The 17579-nt window shown below is 38.7% G+C and carries 19 protein-coding genes, 2 tRNA genes and 1 pseudogene; 20 read left to right on the forward strand and 2 right to left on the reverse strand.

The genetic code is table 11. The features are described from left to right. The first annotated feature begins 178 nt into the window (after positions 1-178). The 11 genes and pseudogenes from ccpN to EIZ39_RS01180 all read left to right on the forward strand — a co-directional run. On the forward strand, positions 179-832 hold the full coding sequence (ccpN, locus tag EIZ39_RS01130; RefSeq protein ID WP_129196544.1) for a transcriptional regulator CcpN: 654 nt from the start codon (positions 179-181) through the stop codon (positions 830-832). Positions 833-875: 43 nt separating this feature from the next. Continuing rightward, positions 876-1691 carry a pyruvate, water dikinase regulatory protein gene (locus EIZ39_RS01135; RefSeq protein WP_205668505.1) on the forward strand — a complete coding sequence of 272 codons (816 nt, stop codon included), beginning with the start codon at positions 876-878 and terminating at the stop codon, positions 1689-1691. A 238-nt stretch (positions 1692-1929) separates the two neighbouring features. Further along, complete coding sequence (locus EIZ39_RS01140; protein ID WP_129196546.1) at positions 1930-2382, forward strand: YaiI/YqxD family protein; 453 nt, start codon at positions 1930-1932, stop codon at positions 2380-2382. Between the two features lie 278 nt (positions 2383-2660). Next, complete coding sequence (gene dnaG / locus EIZ39_RS01145; protein WP_129196547.1) at positions 2661-4490, forward strand: DNA primase; 1830 nt, start codon at positions 2661-2663, stop codon at positions 4488-4490. Positions 4491-4512: 22 nt separating this feature from the next. Next, the gene (rpoD, locus tag EIZ39_RS01150) at positions 4513-5661 is read left to right on the forward strand and encodes an RNA polymerase sigma factor RpoD (protein WP_129196549.1); all 1149 of its coding nucleotides are present in this window, start codon (positions 4513-4515) and stop codon (positions 5659-5661) included. A 337-nt stretch (positions 5662-5998) separates the two neighbouring features. Then, the gene (locus tag EIZ39_RS01155; protein WP_129196551.1) at positions 5999-7141 is read left to right on the forward strand and encodes an acyl-CoA dehydrogenase; all 1143 of its coding nucleotides are present in this window, start codon (positions 5999-6001) and stop codon (positions 7139-7141) included. A gap of 111 nt (positions 7142-7252) precedes the next feature. Beyond that, a complete protein-coding gene (locus EIZ39_RS01160; RefSeq protein ID WP_129197888.1) occupies positions 7253-7981 on the forward strand; it encodes a tRNA (adenine(22)-N(1))-methyltransferase in 729 nt (242 codons plus the stop codon). Next, on the forward strand, positions 7957-9072 hold the full coding sequence (locus EIZ39_RS01165; protein ID WP_129196553.1) for a Nif3-like dinuclear metal center hexameric protein: 1116 nt from the start codon (positions 7957-7959) through the stop codon (positions 9070-9072). The genes EIZ39_RS01160 and EIZ39_RS01165 overlap by 25 nt, the downstream gene beginning before the upstream one ends. 21 nt (positions 9073-9093) lie before the next feature. Further along, positions 9094-9927 carry a DUF1444 family protein gene (locus EIZ39_RS01170; RefSeq protein ID WP_164984837.1) on the forward strand — a complete coding sequence of 278 codons (834 nt, stop codon included), beginning with the start codon at positions 9094-9096 and terminating at the stop codon, positions 9925-9927. A 2-nt stretch (positions 9928-9929) separates the two neighbouring features. Further along, a complete protein-coding gene (locus EIZ39_RS01175; RefSeq protein WP_129196557.1) occupies positions 9930-10778 on the forward strand; it encodes an alpha/beta fold hydrolase in 849 nt (282 codons plus the stop codon). 61 nt (positions 10779-10839) lie between these two features. Beyond that, positions 10840-11139: pseudogene (locus EIZ39_RS01180) on the forward strand (arsenate reductase family protein); the annotation flags it as partial. A 594-nt stretch (positions 11140-11733) separates the two neighbouring features. Here EIZ39_RS01180 and EIZ39_RS01185 read toward each other — a convergent pair. Continuing rightward, positions 11734-12561 (reverse strand): alpha/beta hydrolase family protein, encoded by an 828-nt coding sequence (locus EIZ39_RS01185; protein WP_129196561.1) that lies wholly within the window; start codon positions 12559-12561, stop codon positions 11734-11736. Positions 12562-12719: 158 nt separating this feature from the next. Here EIZ39_RS01185 and EIZ39_RS01190 point away from each other — a divergent pair. The 3 genes from EIZ39_RS01190 (at position 12720) to EIZ39_RS01200 (ending at position 14097) form a co-directional block, all read left to right on the forward strand. After that, positions 12720-12794 (forward strand) — tRNA-Asn (locus EIZ39_RS01190). A gap of 8 nt (positions 12795-12802) precedes the next feature. After that, positions 12803-12879: transfer RNA gene (locus tag EIZ39_RS01195), tRNA-Met, on the forward strand. A gap of 297 nt (positions 12880-13176) precedes the next feature. Beyond that, the gene (locus tag EIZ39_RS01200; RefSeq protein ID WP_129196563.1) at positions 13177-14097 is read left to right on the forward strand and encodes a tyrosine-type recombinase/integrase; all 921 of its coding nucleotides are present in this window, start codon (positions 13177-13179) and stop codon (positions 14095-14097) included. Positions 14098-14221: 124 nt separating this feature from the next. Here EIZ39_RS01200 and EIZ39_RS01205 read toward each other — a convergent pair whose 3' ends face one another. Further along, a complete protein-coding gene (locus EIZ39_RS01205; RefSeq protein ID WP_129196565.1) occupies positions 14222-15241 on the reverse strand; it encodes a hypothetical protein in 1020 nt (339 codons plus the stop codon). 127 nt (positions 15242-15368) lie between these two features. On the opposite strand from EIZ39_RS01205, the gene EIZ39_RS01210 reads away from it, so the two are divergent. The 6 genes from EIZ39_RS01210 to EIZ39_RS01235 all read left to right on the forward strand — a co-directional run bounded on the left by EIZ39_RS01210 (position 15369) and on the right by EIZ39_RS01235 (position 17550). Beyond that, on the forward strand, positions 15369-15575 hold the full coding sequence (locus EIZ39_RS01210) for a helix-turn-helix domain-containing protein (protein WP_129196567.1): 207 nt from the start codon (positions 15369-15371) through the stop codon (positions 15573-15575). Positions 15576-15590: 15 nt separating this feature from the next. Then, positions 15591-15890: a hypothetical protein gene (locus EIZ39_RS01215; protein WP_129196569.1), complete on the forward strand. Its 300-nt coding sequence runs from the start codon at positions 15591-15593 to the stop codon at positions 15888-15890. Between the two features lie 49 nt (positions 15891-15939). Further along, positions 15940-16272, forward strand: coding sequence for a hypothetical protein (locus EIZ39_RS01220; RefSeq protein WP_129196571.1), 333 nt, complete (start codon positions 15940-15942; stop codon positions 16270-16272). A 261-nt stretch (positions 16273-16533) separates the two neighbouring features. After that, positions 16534-16836 (forward strand): hypothetical protein, encoded by a 303-nt coding sequence (locus tag EIZ39_RS01225; RefSeq protein WP_129196573.1) that lies wholly within the window; start codon positions 16534-16536, stop codon positions 16834-16836. A 32-nt stretch (positions 16837-16868) separates the two neighbouring features. Next, positions 16869-17231 (forward strand): hypothetical protein, encoded by a 363-nt coding sequence (locus tag EIZ39_RS01230; protein WP_129196575.1) that lies wholly within the window; start codon positions 16869-16871, stop codon positions 17229-17231. Continuing rightward, positions 17218-17550 (forward strand): hypothetical protein, encoded by a 333-nt coding sequence (locus EIZ39_RS01235; protein WP_129196577.1) that lies wholly within the window; start codon positions 17218-17220, stop codon positions 17548-17550. The genes EIZ39_RS01230 and EIZ39_RS01235 overlap by 14 nt, the downstream gene beginning before the upstream one ends. The last annotated feature ends 29 nt before the right edge of the window (positions 17551-17579 follow it).

Raw genomic sequence — 17579 nt, forward strand, 5'->3', positions numbered from 1 at the left:
TTATGACCCCTATGGTAAAATAATACCTTATTGTTAGCTCTAGGATTCACTTTCTCTTGAGGTCTATATAGGTTATAAAAATAAATTTTGCTGAAACTAGGTGAAGAAAGTCTGTCATCAATATGTTTCATACTATATAATGAAAATAGATAATTAGTATGACATAATTGGTGCAAGGATGGTGAGCAACATCGAGCTGACAAAACGCCAGGAGCTAATTTTGGAAATTGTAAGAAATGAAGGACCTATTACAGGTGAGCAAATTGCCGAGAAATTAAGCTTGACGAGAGCTACCTTACGTCCTGATCTTGCCATCCTTACAATGGCAGGATATCTAGATGCAAGACCTAGGGTCGGATATTTTTACTCAGGTAAGAGTGCCCCTCAGTTGCTTGGTGATCTTGCACGGAAGAAGATCGTTAGAGACTATAAAGCCTTACCTGTTGTAATCAAGGAATCTATATCTGTATATGATGCAGTATGTACTTTATTCTTAGAGGATGTTGGGACATTATATGTAGTAAATGATAAAGGATATTTAGCAGGGTTGGTATCCCGTAAGGACTTATTGAGAGCCATGCTTGGTAAACAAAAGATAGAGGATATCCCCGTTAACATCATTATGACCCGTATGCCAAACATCATTACTTGTTTTCCGGAAGATAGCATCTTTGATGTAGCCAAGAAATTGATCAACTATCAGATTGATTCCATTCCTGTGGTTAAGGAAGAACGTGAAGGCGGTAAGCCTGTCTTAGAAGTCATTGGAAGAGTAACGAAAACAACAGTTACTAAGGCTTATGTAGAGCTTGCAAGCGATCAATCCATTTAAGTTGCGAGTGCGAAAGGAGGTATGACTTATTTTTGGTGACGACATAATTACAGACCCTACGGTATTTATTGTATCCGATTCTGTAGGGGAAACGGCTGAAGTGGTCGTTAAGGCTACAGCTAGTCAATTTGATGGTCATGCTATTGATATACGGAAATTTCCCTATGTAGAAGACGAGGGAACGATTAATGAGCTGGTTCTAGCAGCGAAGGAATTAAAAGCGATTATAGCCTTTACCCTTGTCATTCCAGAGCTAAGAACACACCTTAAAAACACGGCAAAAGAACAGGGTGTTACAGCCGTTGATATTATGAGCCCCATGATTGAAGCCATGGAAGGCGTTGTTCGAAAGAAGTCAAAAAATCAACCTGGACTAGTACGGCAGCTAGATGAAGAATATTTCAGGAAAGTGGAAGCCATCGAATTTGCTGTTAAGTACGATGATGGAAGGGATCCTAGAGGACTGTTGAGAGCAGATGTTGTACTGATTGGTGTGTCCCGTACATCCAAGACGCCTCTCTCCATGTACTTAGCTAATAAGAGATATAAAGTCGCTAACGTGCCCCTTGTCCCAGAAGTAGAGCCTCCTGAGGAATTATTTATGATTCCTGTAAAGAAATGTATAGGGCTGACCATAAGTCCAGATCAGTTAAACATGATTCGCAGGGAGCGGCTAAAAGCATTGGGTCTAGCTTCCCAAGCTAACTATGCAAGCTTGGAGAGAATTATGCAGGAATTGGAGTATGCCGAAAAAGTAATGAAGAGAATCGGTTGCCCGGTTATTAACGTTTCAAACAAAGCAGTGGAAGAAACATCGAATCTAATTTTGGAGATTATTAGAAAAAGAAGTCAGGGATGAACAAAAAAGTTCTCGAATGTCGAGAACTTTTTATTTTTTAGGCAGGAAAAAGTAAAAAAATATCGTATATATTATGTAAGAAAGTTAATAAATCTTATTATAACATATTTTTTTAACAGATAGGTAAGCCCTTCCGGAAAAAGATAAAAAATCATTTCGACAAATTTTGCAATTGGTTTTTCCAATTATGAAATTGAGGGAATACACCTGAGTAAAGTCGTGGGGAGAGTCGGTCGGGTTGATCATTTATGTTGATGCAGATGCTTGCCCCACCAAGTCCATCATTGCCGAGGAAGCAAGTGTTTTTAGGTTGAGGGCCATCTTTGTATGTTCGTTTGCCAATCATTTTCTACTACGGGATGAGTGGACGGAAACGGTTGTGGTAGATAAGAGCTATCAATCTGTTGATATGTTTATCACCAATCGTGTTAAACCGGGTGACTTGGTCATCACAGATGATTATGGTTTAGCGTGTATGGTTCTAGGTCGTAAGTGTTTAGCTATTAGCTCAAGAGGTAAAGAATATACTAATGACAATATAGACTACCTTCTTTCTACAAGACATCGCCAACAGAAGGAGCGTAGTGCAGGTAAGAGATCTAAAGGACCAAAACCATTTACTCCGCTCGAGAAAGAAGCTTTTCGCCAAACTCTAAAAAAATGTTTGCAACTCAAAGAAGGAGATTGTTGAATTTTGACGAATATTTTCTTTCAACATTCATTTTCATCGGATGAGGAAGAATAAGTTCTATAATTAAACTTTTCCAAGAAGGTATTAAAGCTTCCTCATAAAGGCGGTCTTGCTCCTTAAGCTACTTGGAAGAAGCTTTTTATAACTCAATAGATCTTCATTTTGGAGCATTCAATCTCTGGAGTCTTTAGTACAACTTGAAAGGATGAAAGGAAACTATACCTAAGTCCATTCTAGCTATTCAATCAGAATCAGAGAATGAGGGTAGGGGAAGATCAATGAGTCCGAGGATACCTGAAGAATTAATCGACCAAATACGGACTTCAATAAATATTGTTGATTTTATCGGACAATATGTACATCTAAGAAAGAGCGGTCGAAGCTATATGGGTTTATGCCCCTTCCACGGGGAGAAGACCCCTTCTTTTTCAGTCCTAGAAGACAAACAAATATTTCATTGCTTTGGCTGTGGGGCTGGAGGTAACGTATTCTCATTCGTTATGAAAATCGAGAATATATTATTTCCCGAGGCTATCCAGCTTCTAGCAGACAGGGCTGGAATTTCGCTGCCCCACGATCATGCTGATGATGCAGATGAAAGTGAGGAACAAAGAGAAAGACGTAAGATGTATGACGCCTATGAACTGGTTTCTAGGTTATACAATCATCTTTTGTTCCAGACACCCCATGGTAATCAAGCCAAGGAGTACTTTGAGAAGCGCAACATTGATCATGCTACAGCAGTCGAATTTCAATTAGGGTTTGCACCAGAAAGTTGGGACTTTGTTACCCAGTTCCTAGTAAAGCGCGGTTACGATTTAGCCCTTATGCAGAAGGCGGGATTATTATCTAGAAGAGAGTATGATAAGAAGCCGTTTGACTTGTTTCGTAATCGATTGATGTTTCCTATAGCTGATTCTCAAGGAAGGATTATCGCATTTGGGGGAAGAATGATAGGTGAAGGGCAGCCTAAGTATCTGAATAGCCCGGAACATCCTTTGTTCAATAAGAGTAACATTTTATTCAATCTACACCGAGCAAGAAATGAAATTCGGAAGAAGCGACAAGCCATTCTGTTTGAAGGATATATGGATGTTATAGCAGCATGGCAGGCAGGAATTAAGAACGGAGTTGCTTCTCTTGGAACATCCTTCACGGAGAGCCAAGCTAAAATAATCAAGCGCAATGCTGATCACGTACTCCTTTGTTATGACTCTGATCACGCTGGTATTGAAGCTGCAATGAAGGCTTCTGAAGTATTACTCCATGCAGAATGCCAAGTACGTATCGTAACATTAGAAGACGGCTTAGACCCAGATGATTATATAAAAAAGTATGGTGCAGAAGCATTTCAGCGACAAGTAATAAATGCAATATCCGTGACAGCATTCAAGATGCAAAACCTGCGCAGACATTATGACCTGTCCGATGAGGTTCAGCGACTACAGTATATTAACACTGTATTAGAGCAAATATCCTCGCTAACCAATGCTGTGGAACGTGATCATTATTTAAGGACTTTAGCCGAAGAATTTGATTACTCGCTTGATGCCCTAAAACAAGAACAGCGTAAGGTCTACTTTCAGCAAAAAAGGGCTGGAGGCAGGGATAAACTCGCAAAGAAATGGAATAATAGTATAAATAATGGAGTTCATTTGCCTGTAAAAAATTTGTTGCCAGCTCATTATAATGCTGAAAAAAAACTTATTGTGCTTATGCTTCATAATGAAACGTGGGCAGAAGAAATCTTAGCTAAGGTTGGCGGGAATTTTAATGTTGAGGAATTTGCCGCTCTTGCAGCCCATTTATACAACTATTATATGATGGGGAATGCTGCGGATCCAAGTAAATTCATTTCGGGACTCGAAGACGAGCGGCTCATCGAAGCAGCATCTAAACTAGCTGTTGAGGAAATTCCCGAGGAGCTAATGTCAAGGGAATTATCTGATTACATACAACAAGTACTCAATTACCCAATCTTATTGCAAATGGAAGAACTCAAGAACGAACAGAGAAGATTGGAGAGAGAAGGAGACAGTTTGAAGGCAGCTCAAATTGGCATCCAAATACTGCAGTTGCGCAAGTCTATCAAGCCGGTTTCCACATGAACCTAAGGAAGGAGGGAATGCCATGGCCAAAAAAACAGAAAACAAGCCAGGTGTTGTCACAGAAGTTGCTCAAGAAACAACGGAACAGAATCTTGAGCAAGTAAAAGATCAATTGGTCGAAATAGGAAAGAAGCGTGGGGTTCTCACCTATAAGGAAGTAATGGAGCGTCTATCCCCTTTTGAACAAGATTCCGATCAGATGGATGAGTTTTATGAATATCTATCTGACCAAGGGGTAGAAATGATAAACGAAGCCGAAGAGGAAGAGGATATCGTTCCCGAGGACGAGATGGATGACGAAGAGGAATTCGATCTGAATGATCTATCGGTTCCACCAGGGATCAAGATTAACGACCCTGTTCGTATGTACCTAAAAGAGATCGGTCGTGTGCCATTGCTTTCTGCAGATGAAGAAATTAATCTGGCACAACGCATTGAAAAAGGGGATGAGGAAGCGAAGCGTAGGTTAGCCGAAGCTAACTTGAGGCTAGTGGTTAGTATTGCTAAGCGCTATGTAGGGCGTGGTATGCTTTTCCTTGACCTAATTCAAGAAGGAAATATGGGACTCATAAAAGCTGTTGAAAAGTTTGATTACAAAAAAGGGTATAAGTTTAGTACTTATGCAACTTGGTGGATTCGCCAGGCAATTACGCGTGCTATCGCGGATCAGGCCAGAACCATTCGAATTCCAGTTCATATGGTTGAAACCATTAATAAGTTAATTCGTGTTTCAAGACAATTACTTCAAGAGTTAGGTCGAGAGCCAACTCCCGAGGAAATTGCAGAAAAGATGGATCTTACACCTGAGAAGGTTAGAGAAATTCTAAAGATTGCTCAAGAGCCGGTTTCACTCGAGACACCAATTGGTGAAGAGGATGACTCCCATTTAGGAGACTTTATTGAGGATCAGGAAGCTCTAGCGCCATCCGATGCAGCTGCTTACGAATTATTGAAGGAGCAGTTAGAAGATGTACTTGATACGTTAACGGACCGGGAAGAAAATGTACTACGTTTGCGTTTTGGCTTGGATGATGGAAGAACGCGCACACTCGAAGAGGTAGGGAAAGTATTCGGTGTTACACGCGAGAGAATTCGTCAGATCGAAGCGAAGGCTTTAAGAAAACTGCGCCATCCTAGTAGAAGCAAGCGACTAAAGGACTTTCTTGAATAAATAAGCTTTTTACTTGATAAAACCTGCATGAGGTTATCCCTTCGTGTAGGTTTTTCTTTTGTCTAACGTTGCAAAGTTTATAAAACTTTCCTGGAGGCTTGACATCCTTTATCTGTGCTAACTGATTGGCTTTCGTCACGATTTAAGTCTTCGAAGGAGTTTTTCTTATTTTAGCGGTTTTGTAGGGACAATGCAAATTTGACATTTGGAAAATAACTACCAATGTAATCGTTGTCAAAATAGGGCTTTGTTTTATATAATTGTGTTAGATCTAAAAAATTTAGAAAAGTACACCGTTTCTGAGTGATCGCTCAATCACGTATAAGAGAGGTGCTATATGCATTTTGATCTGACTCAAGAGCAATTAATGATAAGAAGGGTACTCCGAGATTTCTCTGAAGGAGAAGTAGCCCCAGGGGCAAGTGAAAGGGATAAAACAGGAAAATTTCCTAGTGATATTATGAAGAAGCTAGCAGAGCTTGAACTCATGGGACTTCCATTTCCAGAACAGTATGGAGGGGGTGGAGCCGATTCGATTAGTTTTGCCATTGCTGTAGAGGAGCTAAGTAGAGTATGTGGTTCGACGGGTATAACCTATTCTGCTCATATTTCACTAGGAGGTGCTCCCATTCATTTATTTGGTACAGAAGAGCAGAAGCAAAAGTACTTAGTCCCTCTCTGTCGCGGAGAGTATCTAGGTTCATTTGGCTTAACTGAGCCCAATGCTGGTTCTGACGCTGGCGGAACACAAACAACAGCCGTGTTAGAAGGAGAAGAGTGGATCATTAATGGATCGAAATGTTTTATTACGAACGCTAGCTATGCCAAAAATTTGGCCCTTACAGCTGTAACGGATAAATCGAAGGGAACAAATGGAATTACAGCGTTCATTGTTCCTACTCATGCTCCTGGATTTACTGTAATTAATAATTACGAAAAAATGGGTCTTCATTCTTCGAATACAACAGAATTAGTGATGGAAAATGTACGTATACCTAAGGAGAATCAACTTGGGAAGGCAGGCTATGGATTTAAGCAATTCTTAATTACTCTTGACGGTGGTCGTATTGGGATTGGAGCGATGGCTGTAGGGATTGCTCAAGGGGCTTTTGAACTAGCGTTGGAATATGCAAAAGTGAGGCGTCAATTCGGTCAGAGCTTATCTAAATTTCAAGCCATTCAGTTTAAGTTAGCGGATATGGCTATGCAGATCGAGCTTGCTAGAACGATGGTGTATAAGGCAGCTTGGCTTAAGGATCAAGGGAGAAAGTTTACGAAGGAAGCGGCTATGGCCAAGCTTTTTGCGTCAGAGATGTGCATGAAGGTCTGTGATCAAGCGATCCAGATTCATGGTGGTTACGGTTATATGAAGGAATTTCAGGTAGAGAGATTCTATCGAGATGCAAAACTGCTTGAAATTGGAGAAGGAACATCTGAAGTACAGCGGATGGTCATTTCCAGAGAGATTGGAGCACAGTAGGATTGATTTGATTAAAGGTGTAGAGGTTAGTACTCTACACCTTTTGTTTGTTTTGTCCATTTGAGGTAAAATAGGGAGAGTTGAAAATTAGGTACAGTGAAGGTGAAAAAAATGCTTACCGTTTCCAAACGTTTACATACCATTGCAAGCTATGTTCAACCAAATAGTAAGGTTGCTGACATCGGTTCTGATCATGCCATTCTTCCCGTGTACCTTGTTCAGACGGGTAAGGCCCAATCAGCTATTGCTGGAGAGGTCAATAAGGGCCCTTGGGAGTCAGCTAAGCGTCAAGTTGAAGCAGCCGGCTTAGCAGATCGAATCGCTGTCAGACTAGGGGACGGGCTCTCTGTTCTTAAGGACGGTGAGGTAAATACCGTTTGTATAGCAGGAATGGGTGGAACTTTAATTCGTCATATCCTAGAAGAAGGAATTAAAAATCTTTCCTCTGTTCAGCACCTTGTTTTACAACCTAATGTTGCGGAGTATCAGGTTCGAGAGTGGCTTTATAGAAATGGATGGCAATTAACAGGTGAAAGTATCCTAGAGGAAGATGGCGTCATTTATGAAATTATTTCCGCGATAAAAGGGGACCCTGACGCACCATACCAATCGAATCGCTGGTTAAGGGAAGAGTGGTTCGAATTAGGTCCAATTCTATGGGAAGAACGTTCTCCTATCCTTCTAGATAAGTGGGAAGCCGAAAAGAAAAAAAGCGAAAGAGTACTTCAAGGATTAGACAAGGCGCGTTCGGAAGAAGCTGAGTCAAAGAGGATTGAAATAGAAAAACGCTTAACGTGGATTGAGGAGGTGCTAGAATGTTTGCGAACGGACAAACCATAATTCAGATGTTTGAACAATTTGCTCCCAAACATTTAGCAATGGAAGGAGATAAGATTGGTCTACAAGTTGGTACGGCAAATAAAGAAGTGAAGAAAGTTCTAGTCACTCTAGATGTTTTAGAAGAGGTGGTAGACGAAGCGATTGAGAAGGGCGTGGATCTAATTATAGCCCATCATGCTGTTATCTTTCGTCCACTCAAAAATTTGCGTACCGATCTACCGGCAGGCCGTCTATATGAAAAGTTAATTAAGCATGACATTGCCGTTTATATCGCACATACCAACCTTGACGTTGCGGAAGGCGGAATTAATGATCTGATGGCTAATGCTCTTGGACTAACGCAGACAGAGCCATTAGATATCCTACATACGGAGCAATTGAAGAAGATTGTTGTGTTTGTGCCACAAACTCATCATGAGAAGGTTTTACAAGCAATGGCAGAGGCTGGGGCTGGATGGATTGGGAATTACAGTCACTGCACGTTTAATGTAGAAGGCACAGGCACATTCTTGCCGCGTGAAGGAGCAAATCCTCATATCGGTACACCAGGGAGCCTGGAAAGGGTCCAAGAGGTCAGGGTGGAAACCATTGTGCCTGCGCAGCTACAGAATCGGGTTGTAAAAGCTATGGTCAAGGCTCATCCTTATGAGGAGGTGGCCTTTGATATCTACCCTTTAGAACAGTCTGGTCAAAGCTTTGGACTGGGCCGAATGGGGAGGCTAGAGAAATCAGTTACGTTACAGGAATTGGCTCAAACCGTTAAACAGGCGTTTGGAGTGACTGGGGTCCGAGTGGTTGGTGACTTGACAAGGGAGATCAAAAAGGTTGCTGTGCTAGGTGGTGACGGTAACAGTTATGTATCGAAGGCAGCCTTTAAAGGGGCTGATGTATTAGTTACAGGCGATATCTATTATCATACCGCTCATGATGCATTAGCATCTGGTCTTTGCCTCATTGATCCAGGGCATAATGTAGAAAAGATTATGAAGGAAGCGGTTCGTGAATTGCTAGTTAAGAAGTTGGTAGGTGGGAATTTCGATACCGAGGTTATCTCCTCCCAAATTAATACAGATCCTTTCAGGTTTTTGTAATCAAAGCGAGGTGAAGTCATTGTGGATAAGAATGAAGCCTCATCATTTCTTTTACGCGAGTTGCAGAAGAGTTTGGACTCCGATTTATGGTCGGTTCGAGTTCAAGAGGATCATTTACTAGTGGAACAAAAGAAAGCTGGAGGCTCTGGGTTTAATCTCTCTCTTAATAACATCTTAAGAAAAATGGAATCAGGTAAAGAGCAAGTTCACTTAGAGGAAGTCCTTCGAAAAGTATTGGAGATGACGAGTGCTAGCCTACAGGATAAACTCATAAAAGGAAACGAGAAGAATGTCTTTCCTGTTTTACGCAGTGCGGCACATCCACAAGAAAAACAAGGGATATCTTTACTTAACCAGGAACATACAGCTGAATCTAGAATCTTCTATTGCTTAGACTTAGGCAAGACATACGTATTAATTGATCGACAGATGCTTCAAGAAAGCGGATATGAAGAACAAGACATTTATCGAATAGCTCTCGCAAATTTGAAGAGCTTGGATACCACTTTTAAAAAAGATGAAGTAGGTGGAAATCATTTTTACTTCTTCTCACCGCAGGATGGGTATGCTGCTAGCCGAATACTAAATGATGAACTCATGGCTTTCATGAAGCGTAAGGTGACAGGGGAAATGGGGGTTGCCATCCCACACCAAGATGTACTCATTGTGGCAGACATTCGGAATGATACAGGGTTTAAAGTACTTGCAAGGATAAACATGGATTTTTGTGTGAAGGGCGAAATTCCGATATCCCCGTTGCCTTTTCTTTACACAGAAGAACAAACACTTGAGCCTATTATGGTCATGGCCAATCCTGGAGCTGCACCTAACGTGATCAGGAAAAAAGGGGAGTAAGAATGGATTTTACTGGTCGGATCAAGATAATGGGCATTCAGGTTTATTATGAATACCATCGATCCAATACATCTTCACCTCGATACACCTTCTTGCTCATTCATGGATTTCTGGCTAATACGTTCAGTTTTCGAAAGCTAGTGCCAAATCTTATGGAGCAAGATGATGTATATGCCATTGATTTAATTGGTTTTGGGAAAAGTGAAAAGGCTTGTCCTTTCCGATATTCCTATGAAAACTATGGAGCGATGATAACTCAATTCATTACTGAGCTAGGGTTGAAAAATGTCATACTAGTAGGTCACTCCATGGGAGGACAGATCGTGCTGCAAACCGCCTTGAGAAATTCTGACATGATAACAGCACTAGTTCTAGTTTCTTCATCAGGGTATTTGCAAAAGGCTCATTGGTTGGCTATTGTTGCTTCTCACTTACCATTCGCAAGTTTGGGCGTTACATGGTGGATGAAGCGATATAGAGTAAAGGATATTTTAAAGAAAACCTTCTATAATGATAAGCTGATTGACGATCAAATGATTAGAGCCTATTCAGACCCAATTCTAGAAAAAGGATTCTGCGACACTCTGCTTGGACTGTTACGTCACAGAGAAGGAGACATGAGCCCTGAAGATCTGCGAAGAGTTCATCACGACTGTCTTCTTATCTGGGGTGAAGAAGATGAAATTGTTCCTTTGAGAAAAGGAGTGCGATTAAGGCAGGATCTGGCTAACTCCACCTTAATCAGTCTTCCAGAGGCGGGTCACCAAGTTATAGAGGAAAAGCCAACTGAAGTTACAACTTCTATCCAATCTTGGATAGAAAAACATAGTCATAGATGGAATAAAGTATAGAAAAGGAGAATGAATCATGTCTATAATGTTTTCAACTTACCCGTCTTGAACAACCTGTCGCAAAGCCAAGTCTTGGCTTGATGAACATGGAGTAGCTTATGAAGAACGCAGATATATGAAGGATACCTTTACTGTTGAAGAATTACAGGAACTAACTACAAAAGTCCCTTTAGGCGATATCCTTAATAAAAAAGGCATTGTCTACAAAGAAAGAAGAGCAGAGTTAGAAGGTCTAAGTGATCAGCAGCTCATGGAGGAAATGGCGAAGGATCCGAAGCTTATTCGTCGGCCGATTATAGTGAAAGACGGAGAAGTGATCGTTGGTTATGATGAGGCAAGGTATCAAAAGGTTTTAGGTTAATTGGGGTAGGCAGATGAGTTTTCGGATTAGCGGAGAATTTTCACTTATTTTCGTAAATCTAGGTTTTAGAGTAGAAATAACGGAACGATTTCCGCTTATACAGCTCAAACATTAGAAAATCCGGGTTTTTTGAAAGATTAACGGAAAAAAGTCCGACTATTTTAGACGTTTTTGCCCTTTTTATAGAAATAGCGGAATTAATTCCGGTTATAACAGTCTTCCCACAAAAGAGCCTTTTCCAAGGCTCTTTTGTTTTTGGAAAAACTTTGATATGATAATTTTTTTTGATGAAAACGCTAAATTGAAGACTAATCACGGGATGAATTGAATATCATATTATATAGTATCATCCATCTTCTTATAAGGAGGTCATTGATAAGATGCCTGATTTTTGTGTGTTTTGTGGTGCTGAGTTAGCTCTGATGGAAAGAAACAGGAGCGAGTGTTGGGAATGTCAGGACAAAATGTCGGTGACCTACTCTGATGATATTTTAGGTGATTTGGACGTCGAAGTTGATGGATGAGGCATTTTAGTTCTGCATTGGACTAAGAATGAGGAAGAGGTTCTCACTTTATAGAGAACCTCTTCTTCAGTTAACTTTGTAAAAATTGGAGTGTATCCTGAAGGGCTTTGTCTAATTGCGGTGTACTTCCTTGAAACGGGTGGACCGCCCCAAAAGTGTGGTTTCCCCCCTCAATGACGACAAGTCCCTGATTGGAGGCCTTCTGAATCAACCTAGCTCCTTCTACAAGTCTGGGGATGTCTTGATCTCCTTGTATGATGAGGAGAGGGATATTCAGTTCAGATACTCGCTTTATAATATTAAACTTTTGATTATTGTGTGCGATATCCTCAAGAACAATGGATCGGATAGGCATATCTTGTTTCGTTCTAGCGTTTGGAATATAACCTATCCCTTTTTCATTAATTTCTTTTTTAAACCCGTCATCAAACAAGTCCACATTGGCAATGCCATTCCATGTAATCACTTTCGTAATCTCTGGATGGTCCGCAGCAAAGATAATACTATTGCCACCACCCCGACTATGTCCGATTAACGTTATCGAGTCAGCGCTGTATTGTTCTTCTAAAGGTAATTCTCGTTTCTTGATCTGCTGTAACAGGTAATGCAAGTCTGCTTGTTCTCTAGAATAGGTATTCATTGAAAACTTATCTAGCTCATCAAAATCTGTCTCATTGACACCATTGCAGGTAAAATTAAAACGAATCACATAATGACCCTCTGCTGCTAGTTGGTCGGCAATGTAAGGGAAAAAGCCCCAATCCTTAAATCCCTTAAATCCGTGGCATAGGACGACAATAGGCTTTACTCTATCGTCGACAAGAGTATGTACATCACCTCTTAGGGTTAAATCTTCACTAAGTGAAAAGCTAAAAGGTCTAACGGATACATTTTTCATCGTTAACATCCCCCCTTGCTACATTATATCATGGATGCGCAGTTTAATTGACCAAGGAGAAGGTGTTTAAGCAAATGGAGAAAAGGGGAGTTCAGTAGTCTGATACTTGCATTGGAAAAAACCAAGTGGTATACTAATAATCGTCACAATATTATTATTCCTCAGTAGCTCAATGGTGGAGCAACCGGCTGTTAACCGGTAGGCTGGCGGTTCGAGTCCGTCCTGAGGAGCCATATATGAACGCGGGGTGGAGCAGCACGGTAGCTCGTCGGGCTCATAACCCGAAGGTCGCAGGTTCAAATCCTGTCCCCGCAACCAAATGGTCTACAACACCGAATAAGCTTCGGAGTTAGACAATTTATCAGGGTGCTCGGAGAGGGCAACCAATTCTCCTATTATTCAAACAGAGTCAACTTGATCATCGGGACGTGGCGCAGACTGGTAGCGCGCACCCTTGGGGTGGGTGAGGTCGCAGGTTNNNGAGTCAATGATATCAAGGGATCACGGCACTTATCCACAAACTTGATAAGGTTGTGGTTAAAGCTAGACATCTTTTTGATAAGTAAAACCACTTCCTCAGTAGTTAATTAAAACTAACTGGAGGAGTGGTTTTTTGTGTTGTTAAAGTTTGCAGCAAAGGAATTTTTGGAAGATAGGGAGTTTAAAAACTTGTCTAAGTATACACTAAACCGATATCGGAGGATACTTAATGAGTTTCAAGAATATTGCTTTGATATGGAAGTCCTGAACGTTGAAGATGTAGTTCCTAACATAATTAAAGGTTACTTACTTTACTGCCAGAAAGAAAGAGGAAATAATCCAACAACTAAGAATACCAAATTACGCTGTCTAAAGACTTTTTTTAATTTTGTAGAAGAAAGTGAAATTATTTCAGCCAAGAGAAACCCAGTAGTCAAAGTAAGCTATGCCAGAGAGGAAGTAAAGATAGAAGTCTTTACTGATTATCAAATAAAACAGATGCTTGCCTATTTTAGGAGTTTAAAGCAAAGGGATAAGTCATTTTTCGCTTACAGAGGATATCAATTACTAATTTACTTGTTAGGAACTGGCAGTAGATTGGGAGAAACTGTTAATTTAAGGTGGAAAGATATTGATCTAATTAATGGAACAGCAACAGTATGGGGAAAGAAAAGAGAGCAATCTAGTATACCTCTGACAGACAAATTAGTAAAAGACTTAATGGAATATAAGTATTTCTGTCAAAAACATTTCAAAAATGATTCTGAATACGTTTTTGTTAGCCAAACCAATGAACAACTTACACCTAATGCAATCAAATGTTTGTTTAAGAGACTAAGTAAAATTATGAATTTTTCAGATGTTCGTCTAAGTTGCCATACATTTCGTCACACTTTTGCTCACAGGTCATTAATGGCAGGAATGGATATTTTCACCTTGCAAAAAATGTTAAGACATTCAAATATAGAAATGACGCAAAAGTACTTATCTATCTGGGGGACGGCATTGAAAGAACAGAATGAAAAGTTTAATCCTTTGAATTCAATTGACTTTTAGGATACTCTAAACTGATATACAGATAAGAAGGTTTTTGTTTTTTAATTCCTATACCACCCAATCAAAATAGGCTAATTATTCTATTTACTTATTGAATAATCAGCCTATTTTTTTGCGATATCTGTTATTGAATATCGTTTAGTTTTTTCTTTTGGGTCTTTAACCATTGATTGTATTGATTTTCACAAACACTTCTTCTATAAGTTTCATTAGGTTTGGGGCAGTACTTTTGGTTTTTATGATTTCTAGTAAATAGTGTGAAACAATTTAAGCAAGCCTGTATTTCTTTACTCATAATCTGTCTCGATAAATTCCATAGAATACCGTCAATTAGAGTAGCAAAAGCTATCGCAGGTGAAAACATACCATTGTTCAACTGAATTTTGGAATATGAACCTGTTAGGTACGAATTAATTAAAACCAACAGGTACTGTCTAAGATTTTCTTCTGGGTCTTTTTTGTTTAGTGAAAATATTAATGATGATTCTTCCTTCTTGGTAAATATAGAGGGATCACCATGTTCTTGAATATAGCGATATGTAGAGATATCAAAATCTGTAATTGAACTCAGATGTCCAAAATCTACAATGAACTTGTAATCAGCTAAGTGGTTATTTTCAGATCTGATTAGCTTTTCGATTGCCTCTCTCGCTTTTTTTGTTCGTTTTAAATGTACTTGGTTTATCCTCTTTCTATTACTTTCACTTAATATGACTAAGATTTCGCTGATTTTTTTCATATTTATTAAACAAAGCTTAAACATTAATAAATCTTCTTCGATAAAAACTCTCTCTCTTTTAGATTCTAGAATTGCCCCACTAGTACCCACTGTTTTATCCAAAAAACTTAGTCCAAGCAATCCATACTTATTACAGAACCTTAGAATATCCTGATCTTCTGTACCGCTTGTACCGCTAATATTACATAGTTCAAGGAATAGATCGTTAAAATCAAAGGGGTTAAAAAATTCTATAGGTCCTTGTTCTCTTGATAATGGGGTTGGTTTTATCAGCTTTATATGTGAACCAAACTGATCCTTAGTCTCCTCAATATAATATTCTTGATATCTCCCAAACCTAGTGATACAAATTGTTGTTTGAGCTCCCGATACTATTGAATTATTTAAAATGTTATATTTATCCAATTTAACCATCCTTTTCAAAAAAAATATACGCATAAGTACAACTTAAATGTTGTAGAAAATGTTCTTCTGTTTTTTATATCATATAAACATAGCAATTAGCTATAGCAAAACTGAAAGGAGAAAAAACATGAACAGTTTACAGCATTACCGTATGCGAAAAGGCCTTACCACTACACAACTAGGATTAATGATCGGTATGCATCCTGCGAACATTTCATTAGTAGAACATGGTCACCGAAAAGCGTGGCCAAATTTACGGCAGAAGCTACTAGAAGTACTGGATACCACTGAAGATGAGTTATTTAATGAAGCAGGTTTTGTAAAACAACTATAAAAGGAGAGAAATCTAATGAAAAATCGAAGAAAAGAACTACAGTACGATACTTATAATGGCGCGGATCTCCACTACCTAATAGCCTGCCATGTTGGAGATTTTAAAGAAGATGAAGATCCAAGATTAATTCCTGATTATCGAGTCGGTGAATATAGAGGGAGAAGTGTTTTTGAAATTAATGGCGTTTTATATCAACCAACAGATGATTGTTGGAGTTTTAATAATGAAATTCACTATTACCTTAGAGAACTAACTCCGAAGGGATATAGTGTATTCACGAATCAATTGTTAGAAAAAAAGGATATAGATTTCTAGATTTAGAGGCACTAGAAGGGACAATTACTATGGAAAAAGGGGATTACCAATGCTAGACATGAAAACCAACAAAAATGGAGTTTCGATTTTAGAAGTAGAGGTTGTTAACGAAGGTACTTGTGAAGTGGTTTTTGAAATTGAAGGTTATGATCGACTGTTTTTAGGCGTGTTAGGTAGATTTATGAAGGAGTGGACACTGAAGTATATTAGTCCACTCTATAAGGACAACGAACCTATGGTTGATGATGTAGGAAACCTTAATTATTGGGCTTATTACATAAATCAAAAAAGCATTTTGAATGAGATTTCCAAACAAATACTTAGTTCGTATACAGTACAACACAAACTGCTAGTTAAAGATGAAGATGTTAATATCTTTTAAACTCCAATCATCTTTATGGTGGAGTTTAAAAGACAATAGTAAATTTAAAATTGGAGGAACAAGGTATGAAATACAAAAGCAAAATTGAGGTAAATACTTGTAACAATTGTAAGAGAATTTTCTCGGCTAATGAAAGAAAGCAGGGAATATATTTTGGAAGCCAAGATAAGAGAGTTCAATCTATATGTTCTTCTTGCTGTTTAAAATTGCTAGAAACCAATTTTTTGAACTAAAGAATCTAAACAAAGGAGACAAGAATAGATGAAAATTCATCAAATTACTGAAGCACATGTTAAAGAATATGATCACCATTATGGTACTTTACAAGTTGAATTTTATATTAAAGACTTGAGAAGAAGTTTTCGAGCGAATTTCCGCGTAGAAAATAGAGAATGGAATTGCTTTTACATTCAACCCTTAGCAATAGCTGGAGAACCAATGATTAATTCATATGGAGACCCATCAGGGGTTATTGAATATATTAATAAGATTCGGGCGCGGATAAGTAAGCAGCTACTAGATCAATATGTGGAAATACGAGAAGATTTGGATTTTTATAAGTAAACAAGAAGATCAAACTAAAGGAGAGATAGAAAATGAAAATTTCAACACAACTTAATTTAGATATTGAAGAAATAAGGGTCATTAATAACCAGTGGTGCGAACTAACTTTTAGTATCTACGGTTATGATCGAAAGTACGTTTCTGTTTTAAAAAGGTTTATAGATGTATGGAGAATAGATTATATTTCTCCCATTATGAAAGAGAATGAACCAATGGTAGATCAATATGGTTGTTTTGAATATTACGCGTTCTTTCCAATGGTAGATCAAATCATAGAAAAACTTAGTCATTCTATTGCAAATTCATATCTAGTTAGTCGGGCTTTTGATTATAAATTTAAGCCTAAAGAAATCAAATTAAGTGATTGGAGGAAGTTATATAATGTACATTCATGAAATAACTGATGTGTCCATAAAAGATTACGATCCTAATCTTGAAGTAGCTTCAGTTCAGTTTTATATCAAAGATTTAAGAAGAGGTTTTATAGCGAATTTCCGTTTAAAGGAGAAACATTGGGAATACATAGCGATTCAGCCCCTTGCGTTATCAGGAGAACGACTCATTAATCAGTTTGGAGATCCACCAGAAATTGTAGAATATATCAACTCAGTTTCCGAGTTGATTATTAAACAAATATGGAATAAATTCCCTGAGATTAAAAAGAATCTAGGTAATCTAAGCAATGATTTTATGTATATTCACTATGAATTCTAAGTTAGGTTAATAAAAATAAAAAATGAGGA

Origin of the sequence: Ammoniphilus sp. CFH 90114 (genome assembly GCF_004123195.1) — a bacterium.
Classification (GTDB): Bacteria; Bacillota; Bacilli; order Aneurinibacillales; family RAOX-1; genus YIM-78166.

Bases quoted from the DNA above. Each gene is read 5' to 3' on its own strand.
- ccpN (WP_129196544.1), top strand. From the start codon at position 179: ATGGTGAGCAACATCGAGCTGACAAAACGCCAGGAGCTAATTTTGGAA.
- dnaG (WP_129196547.1), top strand. From the start codon at position 2,661: ATGAGTCCGAGGATACCTGAAGAATTAATCGACCAAATACGGACTTCA.
- rpoD (WP_129196549.1), top strand. From the start codon at position 4,513: ATGGCCAAAAAAACAGAAAACAAGCCAGGTGTTGTCACAGAAGTTGCT.
- EIZ39_RS01155 (WP_129196551.1), top strand. From the start codon at position 5,999: ATGCATTTTGATCTGACTCAAGAGCAATTAATGATAAGAAGGGTACTC.
- EIZ39_RS01160 (WP_129197888.1), top strand. From the start codon at position 7,253: ATGCTTACCGTTTCCAAACGTTTACATACCATTGCAAGCTATGTTCAA.
- EIZ39_RS01165 (WP_129196553.1), top strand. From the start codon at position 7,957: ATGTTTGCGAACGGACAAACCATAATTCAGATGTTTGAACAATTTGCT.
- EIZ39_RS01175 (WP_129196557.1), top strand. From the start codon at position 9,930: ATGGATTTTACTGGTCGGATCAAGATAATGGGCATTCAGGTTTATTAT.
- EIZ39_RS01185 (WP_129196561.1), bottom strand. From the start codon at position 12,561: ATGAAAAATGTATCCGTTAGACCTTTTAGCTTTTCACTTAGTGAAGAT.
- EIZ39_RS01210 (WP_129196567.1), top strand. From the start codon at position 15,369: ATGAACAGTTTACAGCATTACCGTATGCGAAAAGGCCTTACCACTACA.
- EIZ39_RS01215 (WP_129196569.1), top strand. From the start codon at position 15,591: ATGAAAAATCGAAGAAAAGAACTACAGTACGATACTTATAATGGCGCG.
- EIZ39_RS01220 (WP_129196571.1), top strand. From the start codon at position 15,940: ATGCTAGACATGAAAACCAACAAAAATGGAGTTTCGATTTTAGAAGTA.
- EIZ39_RS01225 (WP_129196573.1), top strand. From the start codon at position 16,534: ATGAAAATTCATCAAATTACTGAAGCACATGTTAAAGAATATGATCAC.
- EIZ39_RS01230 (WP_129196575.1), top strand. From the start codon at position 16,869: ATGAAAATTTCAACACAACTTAATTTAGATATTGAAGAAATAAGGGTC.
- EIZ39_RS01235 (WP_129196577.1), top strand. From the start codon at position 17,218: ATGTACATTCATGAAATAACTGATGTGTCCATAAAAGATTACGATCCT.